Annotated in this window: 13 protein-coding genes and 1 pseudogene; 8 read left to right on the top strand and 6 right to left on the bottom strand. The window is 67.6% G+C overall.

From position 1 onward, the window contains the following. The first annotated feature begins 124 nt into the window (after window positions 1–124). Together LPA46_RS15765 and LPA46_RS15760 are read left to right on the top strand one after the other, a co-directional pair. A complete protein-coding gene (locus LPA46_RS15765) occupies window positions 125–1,525 on the top strand; it encodes an FAD-dependent oxidoreductase (protein WP_230893312.1) in 1,401 nt (466 codons plus the stop codon). Window positions 1,526–1,753: 228 nt separating this feature from the next. Then, on the top strand, window positions 1,754–1,981 hold the full coding sequence (locus LPA46_RS15760) for a hypothetical protein (RefSeq protein WP_230893311.1): 228 nt from the start codon (window positions 1,754–1,756) through the stop codon (window positions 1,979–1,981). A gap of 164 nt (window positions 1,982–2,145) precedes the next feature. Here LPA46_RS15760 and LPA46_RS15755 read toward each other — a convergent pair whose 3' ends face one another. Then, on the bottom strand, window positions 2,146–3,075 hold the full coding sequence (locus tag LPA46_RS15755) for an EamA family transporter (protein ID WP_230893310.1): 930 nt from the start codon (window positions 3,073–3,075) through the stop codon (window positions 2,146–2,148). Between the two features lie 170 nt (window positions 3,076–3,245). On the opposite strand from LPA46_RS15755, the pseudogene LPA46_RS19035 reads away from it, so the two are divergent. Next, window positions 3,246–4,390 (top strand): annotated as a pseudogene (locus tag LPA46_RS19035) (methionine synthase). On the opposite strand, the gene LPA46_RS15740 reads toward LPA46_RS19035, so the two are convergent. Beyond that, on the bottom strand, window positions 4,387–6,711 hold the full coding sequence (locus tag LPA46_RS15740) for a hypothetical protein (protein ID WP_230893308.1): 2,325 nt from the start codon (window positions 6,709–6,711) through the stop codon (window positions 4,387–4,389). The pseudogene LPA46_RS19035 and the gene LPA46_RS15740 sit on opposite strands and share 4 nt — an antisense overlap. Before the next feature lie 142 nt (window positions 6,712–6,853). On the opposite strand from LPA46_RS15740, the gene LPA46_RS15735 reads away from it, so the two are divergent. Both LPA46_RS15735 and LPA46_RS15730 read left to right on the top strand, forming a co-directional pair. Continuing rightward, on the top strand, window positions 6,854–7,048 hold the full coding sequence (locus LPA46_RS15735) for a cold-shock protein (RefSeq protein ID WP_059057480.1): 195 nt from the start codon (window positions 6,854–6,856) through the stop codon (window positions 7,046–7,048). A gap of 139 nt (window positions 7,049–7,187) precedes the next feature. Then, on the top strand, window positions 7,188–7,622 hold the full coding sequence (locus LPA46_RS15730) for a universal stress protein (protein WP_230893307.1): 435 nt from the start codon (window positions 7,188–7,190) through the stop codon (window positions 7,620–7,622). A 64-nt stretch (window positions 7,623–7,686) separates the two neighbouring features. Here the strand turns inward: LPA46_RS15730 and LPA46_RS15725 are convergent, their stop codons facing one another. Next, window positions 7,687–7,971 (bottom strand): translation initiation factor eIF-1A, encoded by a 285-nt coding sequence (locus tag LPA46_RS15725; RefSeq protein ID WP_330166349.1) that lies wholly within the window; start codon window positions 7,969–7,971, stop codon window positions 7,687–7,689. Window positions 7,972–8,181: 210 nt separating this feature from the next. Here LPA46_RS15725 and LPA46_RS15720 point away from each other — a divergent pair, with 210 nt between their 5' ends. Then, entirely contained in the window at window positions 8,182–9,141 is a 960-nt protein-coding gene (locus tag LPA46_RS15720) for an AEC family transporter (RefSeq protein WP_230893306.1), read from the top strand. Here the strand turns inward: LPA46_RS15720 and LPA46_RS15715 are convergent. The 3 genes from LPA46_RS15715 to LPA46_RS15705 all read right to left on the bottom strand — a co-directional run bounded on the left by LPA46_RS15715 (window position 9,138) and on the right by LPA46_RS15705 (window position 11,439). Further along, on the bottom strand, window positions 9,138–9,467 hold the full coding sequence (locus tag LPA46_RS15715; protein ID WP_230893305.1) for a DMT family transporter: 330 nt from the start codon (window positions 9,465–9,467) through the stop codon (window positions 9,138–9,140). The genes LPA46_RS15720 and LPA46_RS15715 overlap by 4 nt on opposite strands. A gap of 52 nt (window positions 9,468–9,519) precedes the next feature. Beyond that, window positions 9,520–10,710, bottom strand: a complete 1,191-nt coding sequence (locus LPA46_RS15710) for a redox-regulated ATPase YchF (protein ID WP_230893304.1) — start codon at window positions 10,708–10,710, stop codon at window positions 9,520–9,522. A 69-nt stretch (window positions 10,711–10,779) separates the two neighbouring features. Continuing rightward, window positions 10,780–11,439, bottom strand: a complete 660-nt coding sequence (locus LPA46_RS15705) for an HAD family hydrolase (protein ID WP_230893303.1) — start codon at window positions 11,437–11,439, stop codon at window positions 10,780–10,782. 130 nt (window positions 11,440–11,569) lie between these two features. Here LPA46_RS15705 and LPA46_RS15700 point away from each other — a divergent pair, with 130 nt between their 5' ends. Next, window positions 11,570–11,944: a cupin domain-containing protein gene (locus tag LPA46_RS15700; RefSeq protein ID WP_230893302.1), complete on the top strand. Its 375-nt coding sequence runs from the start codon at window positions 11,570–11,572 to the stop codon at window positions 11,942–11,944. 102 nt (window positions 11,945–12,046) lie between these two features. Continuing rightward, window positions 12,047–12,865 (top strand): rhodanese-like domain-containing protein, encoded by an 819-nt coding sequence (locus LPA46_RS15695; protein WP_230893301.1) that lies wholly within the window; start codon window positions 12,047–12,049, stop codon window positions 12,863–12,865. Window positions 12,866–12,928 lie beyond the last annotated feature (63 nt).

The raw sequence follows: 12,928 nt of genomic DNA, 5'->3' as shown, positions 1-12,928 counted from the left end.
CGCCTTCTGTGTGGTGTTCTCGGGAGTGGCGCAATACTTACTCTCGTGCGGGGAAAGGGAGAGTTAAGTAGCCGAATCGCAACCCAAGTTACTGTACGGACTACCGCGCGGGAGCCACTCAAGCATGAGAGACGAATACGACTTACTCATCGTCGGCGGGGGTATCAGCGGAGCTTCGCTGCTGTACACGGCCGCGAAGTTCACGGACATCGAGAACATCGCGCTGGTGGAGAAAGAGGACGAAATCGCGAGCGTCAACTCCCACCGCACGAACAACTCCCAGACACTGCACTTCGGCGACATCGAGACGAATTACACGCTCGAGAAAGCCGAGGAGGTCAAGGAAGGCGCGGAGCTGCTCGCGGGCTACCTCGAAGACGAGGACCCCGACCGCGAGATGCACAGCAAGCGCTCGAAGATGGTGCTGGCGGTCGGCGAGGAAGAAGTCGAGAAGCTCGAATCCCGCTACCACGACGAAGGGTTCGGCGACCTCTACCCGAAGCTCCGGGACATCGGCCGCGAGGAAATCGCGGAACTCGAACCGAAGGTCGTCGAGGGCCGCGACCCCGACAAGGAGATGCTCGCGCTCCAGACGCCCGACGGCTACGTCGTCGACTACGGGATGACCGCCCAGTCGTTCGTCGACGAAGCCGAGAAAGTCGACGGCGTCGACGTCTTCACCGGCACCGAAGTCGAGGAAATCAACGACACCGGCGACGAGTTCCTCGTGGAGACGGACGCCGGCTGGTTCGAGAGCGACGTCACGGTCGTCGCCGCGGGCTCGCACAGCCTCCAGATTGCCAAGGAGATGGGCTACGGCGAGAACAAGAGCCTGCTACCGGTCGCGGGTAGTTTCTTCCTCGCGGAGGACTTCCTCAACGGGAAGGTGTACACCCTCCAGATGAAGAAACTCCCGTTCGCCGCCGTCCACGGCGACGCCGACGTCCACGACGCCTCCATCACGCGCTTCGGGCCGACCGCGAAGCTCGTGCCGACGCTCGAACGCGGCGAACTCGACACCATCGGCGACTTCTTCGACGTGTTCGGGCTGAACGTCGACTCGTTCCTGAGCTACGGGAACATCCTCGCCGACCGCATCCTCTTCCCGTACGTCGTCCGCAACCTCGTCTACGACGTCCCGGAAATCGGGAAGCGCACGTTCCTCCCGGAAGTCCAGAAGGTCGTGCCGAGCGCGACCCTCGACGACATCGAGCGCGCGAAGGGCTACGGCGGCGTCCGCCCCCAGATTGTCGACACCGAGAAGAAGTCCCTGGACATGGGCGAGGCCAAGATTACGGGCGACGGCATCATCTTCAACATCACGCCCTCGCCGGGCGCGTCGACGTGCCTGAAGAACGCGATGCGGGACACCGAGCAGCTGATGGCGTTCTTCGACGACGACCACGAATTCGACGAGGACGCGTTCCGCGACGCCACCATCCGGAACTTCCCGCGCATCGACGACGAAGAGGCAGCCGACGCCGAGCAGGACGACGCCACCGCGAGCGCCGCCGCCGACGACTGACCGGCCGCTCGACCCCTTCCTCGTTTCGCGCTTTTCCGCCGGATTCGTTACTCGGTAGCCGGTCGTCTCCGCTGGCTCGCATCGCTCTCGTCGACCGCCAGTGTAGTACAGGAACTTTTATTATATTCCTCGTCGCAGTAGTGGACAACCCATGTCGGTCGTACCTGTACGCGAGTAACTCCTTCCGGGCCGTACAGTCTTCAGACCGACTTTTCCCACACTCCAGACGTGAGCACACACCCACAGCACGCGACCGAATCGAACCCGACCACCAGCGAGACACCTCCCGGGACGGCGAGCCAGCCCACGCCCGCCTCGGACGACACGGACCGACAGCACGGCGACACGCCCGAGTCGTGGGTCGCCCGCTGCCAGTCCCAGTTCGACGCGGCGCGCAGCGACCGCCTCCGGAACCTCGCCGACGACGCGAACCACGCGATGCCGGACGGCGTCTGACCCCTCGACGTGCCTCGCAGCGAGTGAACGCTCTCGGAATCCTCTTGTCCGTGGCTCCAGTACGTCTACGCGGCCGATGACGACGCCACCGGGCCGACCCGGGGTGGCTCCCGCGGGACGACGAGCCCTATGAGTGCCGAGGCCGACTCTTCGACTTCGAGTACCTAGCCGAGCGTGACGAACGCCGCGCCAGCGACGACCACGAACGCACCAGCGACCACGCCGCGCGTGACGCGTTCGACGTCGCTGAGCAGGACGGCCGCGAACGCGGTCGTGAACAGCGGTGCGGCGGCGACGAGCGGGTCGACGACGACGAGACGGCCGGCGGGGTGTTCGAGTGCGGTGAACAGCGACACCATCCCGGTGGCGGTGAGCACGCCGACGAGCGCGAAGAGGACATACGTCTCTCGGGGCGCGGCCAGTTCGTCTGTGCGGCCGCGGACGAGCACGTATCCGAGTATGACGAGCACGGCGGCAGTTTCGTTGACGGTCACCGCGGGGAGCGCGCTCGTGCCGGCGGCGTCGAGGCCGGTGCGGCGGACCGCGTTCGCGGCGGCGTACAGCGCGGCGGCGGACAGCGGGAACAATAGGTCTCGCCGCTGCCACCCCCTGACGTCGCCGCCCTTCGACAGCGAGAGGACGACTAGACCGACGGTCAACACGGCGGCGCCGACGAGCGTCAGGTGGCCGACGCGCTCGCCGAGTACGACGGCGCCGATGACCACCGCGAACAACGGGCGCGTGCTCACGCCGGCGGTGTTGATGGAGGCACCGAGGCGGTCGATGCCGCTGTAGACCACGAGGCGGCCCACCGCTGTCCCCATCGCGCCGGCGAGCGCGAACAGCCCGACGGCACGCGCGGAGAACTGCAACACGGCGGCGGGGCCGTGGAGCACCGTGGTCACCACCCAGAGCACGGCGGCGTCAACGGAGACGATGACGACCGGCGCCTGGAGCGGTGTGCCGCCCCGCGAGAGCGCGTACTTCACGACCACCGGGGTCAGCCCCCAGAGTATCGTCGAGAGCAGCGCCAGCGAGCAGACCGCGGGCGGTGCCGCCAGCCCGCAGTCGAACGGGAGCATCGGCGGAATCACTGTACCGGTCGTTCAGGCGGCCGGGAGAAAGGGCGTTTGGCCCGTTCGGTGACTGCTCGTTCGTGCTGGGTCGCCGTTTCCCACCGGAATTAGATAACCTATAGGAATATTTTGAGTTGAGATACTACCGCAAGTCATATCACCGTCGTCGGCTTCTGCACGAACAACGAATGAGCGACGACCACATCTCCACGACGCACATCGGCAGTCTCCCCCGTGACCCCGAACTCCTCGACCTCCTGCAGCGCCGCCAGGATGGCGAGGACGTCGACCCCGAGCAGTGGCACCAGACCGTCCAGGACGCCACCGAGTCCGTCGTCCGGAAGCAGGCCGACGTCGGTCTCGACGTCGTGAACAACGGCGAGCAGCCCCGCGTCTCCTTCAACTGGTACGTCGCCAACCGCCTCTCCGGCATCGGCGGCGAGCGCGACGCGCCGCTGTGGGACGACCTCGCGGACTTCCCCGAGTACGCCAGCGACGCCTTCGACACCGAGACCATCGACCTCACGAAGCAGCCGTCGGTCACCGGCCCGGTCGTGTACGACGGCACGGAAGCCGTCGACGAGGAAATCGAGACGTTCGCCGACGCGCTCGACGCCGTCGACGCCGACTTCGAGGGAACGTTCCTGACGGCGGCCTCCCCCGGCGTCGCCGCCGCGACGCTCGTCAACGAGTACTATGACTCCCACGAGGAGTTCGTCCACGCCGTCGGCGACGCCCTCCGCGAGGAGTACGAAGCCATCGCCGACACCGGCGCAATCCTCCACCTCGACGCCCCGGACCTGCTGACGACCGGGCACCGCGGCTTCGGCGACCGCCCGTCGAGAAGCTCAAGCCCATCGTCCGCCTGCACGTCGCAGCGCTCAACGAAGCCACCCGGAACATCCCCGACGACCAGATTCGCGTCCACACCTGCTGGGGGAGCTACGAAGGCCCCCACCACCGCGACACGCCGCTCGTGGACGTGCTCCCGGAACTGTACGAACTCGACGTCGGCGGGCTCTCCATCGAGGAAGCCAACCCCCGCCACGAACACGAGTACCGCGTCTTCGCGGAACACCCGCTTCCCGACGGCTGGGACCTGCTTCCGGGCGTCGTCGACGTGAAGACGAACGTCGTCGAACACCCCGACGTCGTCGCGGACCGCATCGAGCGCGTCGCGGACGCCGTCGGCGACCCCACGCGCATCGTCGCCGCGCCCGACTGCGGGTTCGACACGCAGGCCGGCCTCGCGATGGTCCACCCCGAGATCGCGTGGAAGAAGCTCGAAGCACTCGTCGACGGGGCCGCGGTCGCCACCGACCGCCTGTTCTAGTCCTCCGCGCTCTCGCCAGTCAGCCCGCGCCGGATGCTCCCCACGAGCACTTCGAGGTCCTCGGGGTCGGCGTCCAAGTCCACTTCCAGCGAGACTGCGTGCTCGCCGTCACCCGACTCGCCGCCTTCGCCGTTTTCTTCCGCCGTCGCCGTTGCAGCGGCTTCGATTTCGTCGACGAGTGCCTCGACGTCTGAGACGTCCGCCGCATCCACGAGCGCCTCGATAGTCTCTTCGGGAACGTCTACGCCCTCGATTTCCGCGGCCGCTTCCACGGACTCCGCCGCCTCTTCGGCCGCCTCGCCCGCTTCTTCCACCTCTTCAGCGGCTCCTTCGCCCTCTTCGGCGACCGCCTCGGCCTCGCCTTCGACTGCCTCTTCCGCTTCCTCGGCGGTCGCTTCGGCTTCCTCGGCAGCCGCCTCGCCCGCTTCTTCGACTTCCTCGGCTGCTTCGGCCGCTTCCTCTTCGGCCGCCTCCTCCGTCGCTTCCGCTTCTTCCTCGCCTGCTTCGGCGGCCTCTGCTGCTTCTTCCGTGGCTTCTTCGGCTACCTCCTCGCCTTCCTCGGCTGCCGCTTCACCTTCTTCTGTGGCTTCTTCGGCCGCTTCACCGGCTTCCTCGCCGCCGACCGAAATCGTGATTCCGGGTTCGGCACCGATTTCGATGGTCACCGTCTCGCCCTCCTCGGAGATGTCGACGTCCGGCTCGGGCTCGCCGCCGTCGGGCTGGAGGTCGTCGGACCCGCCGTCCGCGGCCTCCTCGACATCGAGGTCGCCGCCCACGCTCAAATCCTCCAGGTCGACGTCGCCGTCGACGGAAATCTGGATGCCGTCGTCGTCCCCGACCGCGATGTGGACGTTCGTCCCGTCGTCTAACTCCAACTCGACTTCCGGCGGGAGAGACGTGCTGGCGGCTCCCTCTGCTACTTCAGCGGCTTCCGCGGCTTCACCCTCGTCTCCGGCTTCAGTTTCGGCTTCCGGGCTGATGCCGCGGCTCGCCTCGCGCGCGACGTCCTGCACCGACTCCACGGCTGATTCGGGTGTCGTCGCCGGCTCCTCGGCGACCTCCTCGACCGCCGACTCCGCAGCTTCGACTTCCTCGGTCGCGGGTTCGACGGCGGACTCGAGTTCCTCGCTCACCGGCTCCGCGCCGGACTCAACCGCTTCCGCTCCTGCTTCGGCTGCCTCTGCGACTGGTTCCACAGCCGACTCCACTTCCGTCGCCTCCTCGCCAGCTGCTTCGGCGACCGGCTCTACCGCCGACTCGACGGCTTCTCCCTCTGCTTCGGCCGCTTCTGCGACTGGCTCGACGGCGGACTCGACCGTTTCTTCGGCTTCCGCGGCGGCCTCCGCAGCCGGTTCGACGGCAGACTCTACTGCCGCGGCTTCGGCGGTTTCGGTGGCTTCACCGGCAGTTTCAGAAACTTCCTCGGCAGTCTCGGTGACTTCCTCGACAGCTTCGACGGCTTCGTCGACGGTCGTCTCGACGCCCGCCGCCGTTTCGGCCACCGACTCGATGCGCTCGCGTGCCTGCTCCGCGGCCGTCTCGACGTCCGCAGCGGCCTCCTCGACCGCGACCGCGGCCCCTTCGACGGACTCACTCGCCGCTTCCGCGCGCTTGGCCGCCTCGTGGGCCTCCGCCGCGGCCGTTTCTGCGGCGTCTCTGGCCGTCTCCGCCTGCTCGGCCGTCGTCTCGACCGTCTCCTCGACGTCCTCGGCGGTCTCGGCGGCGGACTCGGCCTCCGCGGCGACGCGGCCGACCGCCGCACCGGCTTCGGTCTCGTGTTCGCCGGTCGCCGCTTCGGCTGTTTCGTCGCTCGGCAGACGCTCTCCTTCGGGGAGGCGATACTGCCCGTCCTCGTCGCGGTCGAGCAGGCCCGCCCAGTCGTACAGTTCCAGTAGGGTGGTGATGCCGCTCCGGACGCGACTCGCCTCGGGGTCGTGGCCCGTGATGGCGGCCACGAGCGGCACGAGTTCGTCCTCCGTACTGGGGTTCCCACGAACGAGCCCGCGGAGTTCCTCCGTGACCGGCCAGTCGGCCAGCAGTTCGCGCGCGCGACCGCTAGCGCGCTCCTCGTCGTCCACCGCGAGCGCGCCCGCCAGCGCCTGCCCACGGTCCGTCAGCCGGTGTTTCTGCCCCTCTTCGGTGAGCACGCCGACGTCTTCGAGGAACCGCGTCTGTCGGCCGACCGCGTCGCTGATGCCCGTGGCGTCCTCCACGGCCGTGGTGTACTTCGGTTCGGCCGCCGCGCCGACGGCGTCCCAGCCGGCGATAATCTCCCGGAGCGTGTCGAGGCTCACGCCCTTCGGAATGTGGTGTGTCGCCATTATCGGATGTGCGACCCAGGCTGCCAAAAATCAGTTGGCCGTTCGAACTGTCGCGAGCCCGGACGTGCGTGTCGCGGGTCTCCGCCGCGTCGACGGCTGGATGCCAACCCTTAACCGTGTACCCGGCCTTCGTATGGTTGTAATGGCAAACGGTACGGTTGACTTCTTCAACGACACGGGCGGCTACGGTTTCATCGAGACTGAGGACGCGGACGAGGACGTTTTCTTCCACATGGAGGACGTCGGCGGCGAGGACCTCACCGAAGGCACCGAGATCGAATTCGACATCGAAGAGGCTGAGAAGGGTCCGCGCGCGACGAACGTCGTCCGACTCTAATTCGGCTCTTTCCGTCGCCCCACGGCGACACAGACACTAACGTTTCTTTCGGAACTACGACACACAGCGACGGCGTCGCGGTTCTGTGCACCCGAGCGAAATCCCGGCGCCTATTACGCAGTCGGTGCTACCGGCGAGCATGTACGACCGGATTCTAGTCCCGACTGACGGCGGCGACGCCTCGCCGAAGGTGTTCGCGCACGCCGCAGACATCGCCGCGCGCCGCGACGCGACCGTCCACGTGCTCTACGTGGTCGACGACCGCGCGTTCCTCACGCTCGACGACGCGATGCAGAGCGAAGCCGTCGAACAGCTCCGCGCGGAGGGTCGGGGCGCGCTCAGCGACGCGAAACAGACCTTCGAGGCCGAGGGCGTCACCGTCGAGACGGAACTGCGCCGTGGCAACCCCGGCGAGGAGATCCTCGACTACGCCGACGAGTCGGACGTCGACCTCGTCGTGATGGGGACGCGGCGCGGCGACTTCGAGAACTCGATGCTCGGCAGCGTCTCCCGGGAGGTCGTGACCTCCGCGGACGTGCCCGTGCTCACGGTGTCGCTAACCGACGACGAGTAAGTCAGCAGCGTCGCTACGACGTCGAAATACGGGAAAAGACTGCAGAACTACTCGGAGCCGCGATTCAGTTGATGTGGCCTTCTTCGCGGAGCTGGTCCGCGTCCTGCTCGTCGTAGCGCCACTCGATGTTGGCCTTCTCGTCCTGCCAGTCCCACGGCTCGACGAGCACGACGTCGCCCTCGTTGATCCAGGTCCGGTACTTCATGCGGCCGGGGATGCGGCCCATCCGGTTCTCGCCGTCTTCGCACTGCACACGCACGTGATTTCCGCCGTTGTGTTCGGTCACGACGGCGAAAAGTTCGTCTTCGTCGGGCATCCGCAGGTTGCGGCGCCCAGATTCTTCGCTCACACATAGTATAGCCGTCCGAGACGTTTAAATCAACGGGAAGGAGTGGTACCACATCTCACGCGATAGATTGCCGTACGGCTTCCCGGCCGTGGTCCGGTGTCGAAATACAGAAAGGCCCTACCTGCGAGCATCGAAACAAGCCGTGCTCTCGGACTCACGTCCCGTCGCCTCGCTCGCGAACCGCTCGCGCCGCCCGGAGGCCACTCACTGATGGTCGACTTCGCCGGCATCTTCCTCGGCGCTGTCGGCCCCATCGTCGCCATCGCGGCCGTCGGCTACGTGCTCGCGACGCTGAAGGACGTCGACCCGCAGCCGCTGAACACCGCGGTCGTCTACGTACTCGCGCCCGCGCTCGTCTTTCACAGCCTCGCGGTCACCGAGCTGGACGCCGCCACGCTCCAGTGGCTGACGGTCGGCATCGTCGCGTTCACGGTCGCGATGTGGGGCGTCGCGGAGGCGACCGGCCGCCTGCTCGGCGAGCGCGAACCGATTCTGAGCGCGCTCGTACTCGTCGCGATGTTCACGAACTCCGGTAACCTCGGCATCCCCGTGTCGGACTTCGCGTTCGGCGACGTCGGCCGCCAGACCGCGGTCGTGTTCCTCTCCGTCCAGTCCGTGCTGATGTACACGCTCGGCGTCTACGCGGCGTCCCGGAGCGGCGGCTCCGCGGGACTGGTCGGCCTCCGGCGCGTGTTCCGGCTGCCGCTCGTCTACGCCGTCGTCGCCGCGCTCGCCGCACGCGCGCTTGGTGTCGTCCCGCCCGCCAGCAACGCGGGCATGGAGTCGCTCAAACTGGTCGGCGACGCCTCGATTCCCGTGATGTTGCTCGTCCTCGGCATCCAGCTCGCGCGGACCAACACGGGCGCGGCGGTCTCCCGAACGGCGCCCGCCACGGCGCTCAAGCTCGGGGTCGCGCCGCTCGTCGCGCTCGGCGTCGCGCTCGTGATACCGTTCGGGGACGCGACGGTCGCGCGCGTGTTCGTCCTCGAAGCCGCGATGCCCGCGGCAGTCACGCCTGTCATCCTCGTCGGCGAGTTCGCCGCCGGCGCGCGCTCGGAGGGCGTCTCCGTCCCCGAGTACGTCTCGACGTGCGTGCTCGTCACCACGCTGCTCGGCATCCCGGTGTTGACGGTGCTCATCGCGTTCTTGCGCTCGGGAATCGTGCTCTAGGCGTGGCCGCTGCTCGTGATTTGGAGGCCGGCGATACCGACGACGACGAGCGCGATGCAGCCCACGCGCAGCGCCGACACCGGCTCGTCGAAGAGGTAGACGCCGAGAATCGCGGTCGCGACCGCGCCGATGCCCGTCCAGACGGCGTACGCCGTCCCGACCGGAATCTGCTGGACGGCCCGCGACAACAAGTAGACGGAGACGCCCATCGCCGCCAGCGTCGCGACCGACGGCAGCGGCTCCGTGAAGCCGTCAGTGTACGCCAGTCCGATTGCCCAGATAGTCTCGAACAGTCCGGCGACGAGCAACACCAGCCACGGCGACATGGCCGGATAGAGAGCGCTCGGGTCCCTCAACGTGTCGGACCCGGACGAGCGCTCAGTTCGTGGTGATGATTTCGACGACGTCCCGCGGGTCGAGCTCGTGGTCGGCGGCGATTTGGCGGTTCGCGCGGCAGTCCTTGGCGTGGAGGAAGCCGTCACCGACGTCGCTGTGAACGTGGTACGCGAACTGTTCGGCGGTCGCGCCCTCCGGCAGCAGGAAGACGTCCGGGAGCACGCGGCCGTCGGTCGTCCCGAGACCGTTCGCCGAACCCGGGAAGACAGGGACGACGCCGAGTTCGTCGAACAGCGCGGCTTCGAGGGCTTGCTGGACGCCCGTGCCGCCGAATTCGCCGAGGAATTCGCGGATGGATTCGAGGCCGGCGGCCTGCTCGTCGCCGACGTCGCCGGTAATCTCGAAGTCGTCGCTGCCGGGGCGGTAGTCGACGACACCGCTCTCGCTAGCCTGCTTGAGCGCCTTCTCGGCGTGCGCGCTCGTCGGCACGAACGTCAGGTGGTCGTAGTCGGGGTCGTCGGTGATGGTCTCCCAGTTCGCCTGTGCTTCGGGGGTGTCCATCTTGTTCGCGGCGACGACCATCGGCTTCGTGCGCTTGCGAATCTCCCGGGCGAGCTCCATCCGGTCGTCGTCGTCCCACGTCGCGGGGTCGAGTTCGAGGCCCAGCGCGAGGATGACCTGCTTTATCTCCTCGTCGGTGGTGCGGAACGCGCTCATCTGCTCGGCGAGTTCGACCTCGAGCGCGGTCTCGCCGGCGTGCTGGCCTTCGAAGCGCTCGATGCCCTTCTCCAGGATGTCGAGGTACCACTGGTCGAGTTCGTCTTCGAGGAAGTCGATGTCCTTCCGGGGGTCGTGGCCCTCGGTGGCCTCGCCCTCCATGTCCGTCGTCCCGGAGAAGTCGACGACGTGGACGAGCACGTCTGCCTCGTTGAGGTCCGTGAGGAACTGGTTGCCGAGGCCGGCGCCCTCGTGAGCGCCGGGGATGAGCCCCGCGACGTCCACGAGTTTCGTCGGGACGAACCGCGTGCCGTCCTCGCAGTAGCCCGTCGAGGGCGTGCACGTCTCGTCGAATTCGGGTGCCGCGCAGTCCACGCGCACGTAGGCTTCGCCGACCGCCGGGTCGATCGTCGTGAACGGGTACGCGCCCTCCGGCACGTCGTTCATCGTCGCCGCGTTGAAGAACGTGGACTTCCCCACAGAGGGCTTGCCCACGAGCCCAATCCGATAACTCATTGTTGGATACAGTGGACCGCCGTACAAACGGGTTGCGTCCCCGCTGTGGTCTGTGACCCACTCACACCATCACGCGATGTCGTGGAGGTCGTAGAGCGTGTCGAGTTCGTAGTCGGGGGACGCCGAGAGGTCGTAGTCAGCGCGGTGGTCGCGCCACAGGAACGCCGAGTCTGTGCCGGCATTCGTGGCCGCCTCGACGTCGCTCTGGCTGTCGCCGACGAACAGCGTGCGCTCCGGGTCCGCATCCAGGTCGTCGAGTACAAGGTCGAGGTAGTGCGGGTCCGGCTTCTTCCGGTGGAGGCTGGCCGGCTCCATCTCACGCCCGTAGTACGCGTGGAAGTCCTCGCGGATACCATGGAAGTCCAGAATCTCCTCGATGGTGCGGTGCTGGTTCGTCGAAACGATGCCGCGAGGCACGTCCAGGTTCCGGACGGCGTCGTAGTCCCCGTAGAGGGGTTTCCGGCCGTCGCGCATGTCCGCGACCTGCTTCTTCGAGAACCACAGGTCGCGCTGGCGCCACAACGCGTCCGGGTCGACGCCGTAGGTCTCGCTGACCGCCTCGAGGTCGTCGGGCGTCACGTGCATCGTCATCCGGTCGACGTGCTCGGGGTCCGGATCGTCGACGCCGATCGCCCGGAACCCCTCGACGGTCGCCTGTTTGAGGACGTCCAGCGGCGTGGGGTGTGTGAGAACGCCATCGTTGTCGAATACGACTGCGTCGTAGGTCACGTCTGGGGGTTGCGCGAACACCGGCAAAGTCGTTTCGCGCTGCGGTCGCAGCACGGCCCGAACGTCACACTCTCGGCGTCGGGCTTCCGTCGCCGACTCGTTTTTCGGCTTCCGGCGCGTAGACGCCTGTATGGAAGCTCGTTCGCTCGCCGAAGCGTTCGCGTCGTTCGAGGAGACGTGGGAGCCCCGCGTGCTCGCCGAACTGAACGACCAGCACGTCAAGGTCGCGCGGCTGGACGGCGAGTTCGTCTGGCACGCCCACGAGGACGCCGACGAACTGTTCTACGTCGTCGAGGGCGACCTCACCATCGAGTACCGCGAGGACAACCACGAGGACGCGGTCCACCTCGGCCCGGGCGACCTGACGGTCGCGCCCGCTGGCGTCGAACACCGCCCGGTCGCCCACGAGGAGACGAAAGTCGTGCTGTTCGAGCCGGCGGGCACGACGAACACGGGCGACGCCGACGACAGCGAGCGGACTGTCGACGAACTGGAACGGCTCTAGACACGCGCCAGTGAGTCGAATGTATCGTCGCCGACTGCGGCGAACGAGCGAGCGGTGCGGACAGCGACAGCCCTTACTTCGGTGACGCCCACAGATACGGGTATGAACCGCCGCGCGTTCCTCGCCGCCAGTGCCGCGGGCTCGCTGGCTGCGGTCTCGGGCTGTCTCGGGCTGCTGGGCTCCTCGTCGTCGTCGGTCAACCACGTCGGCAACCTCGACGCGGAGTTCCACGCGAACACCTCGCTGCCGGCCGACGAGGACCCGGCCGACGGCTACCCACCCGAGTACGGCAACCCCGACGAGCGTAACGTCGACCCGTCGTCGTTCCGCACGACGACCACGAACGGCGAGACCATCCGGCTCGCGCCCATCGAGGTGGCGCGCTACTGGCACCAGCGCGCGGCCGCCCGCTTCGTGGACGCCCGCGGCCTCCAGCAGTACGAGCGCGCGCACATCTACGGCGCCGTGAGCAGCCCTGCCCAGCGCGGCTCGGAGGGCGGCGGCATCAGCGGCTGGTCGAAGGACGACCGCATCGTCTGCTACTGCGGCTGCCCGCACCACCTCTCCTCGGTTCGGGCGTCCGCGCTCCAGCAGGCCGGCTTCTCGAACGTCTTCGTCATCGACGAGGGGTTCGGGCCGTGGTACGAGAACGGCGAGCCGATGCGCGGCACCGACTTCAGCGCGCCCCAGGAGGCGTTCGTCGACGGCGAGGTCGACCCCCAGCACGCCGGCGACTACGCGTGGGCGACCCACGAGCCCTCGGGCCAGCAGGAGGCCGCGCCCATCGGCGACGACGGCACGTTCAGCCTCCACCTCAAGTTTTACGACGTCACCGAGGACACCCCGATTCACGTCCAGACGCCCGCCTTCGACGTCACGCGGCCGCTCGGCGACCTCACCAGCACAGTGCTGACGGGCTGACCGGCCCCGGTTGTTTTCCCGTTGCGGCGTCTCCGCCCGACCGATGCGTAGTCGCGCGTCCGA

Source organism: Halobacterium sp. KA-6, from assembly GCF_021029015.1.
Classification (GTDB): Archaea; Halobacteriota; Halobacteria; order Halobacteriales; family Halobacteriaceae; genus Halobacterium.
The sequence above is the reverse complement of the archived record's forward strand: the minus strand, read 5'-3'. Positions and strand labels throughout refer to the sequence as shown.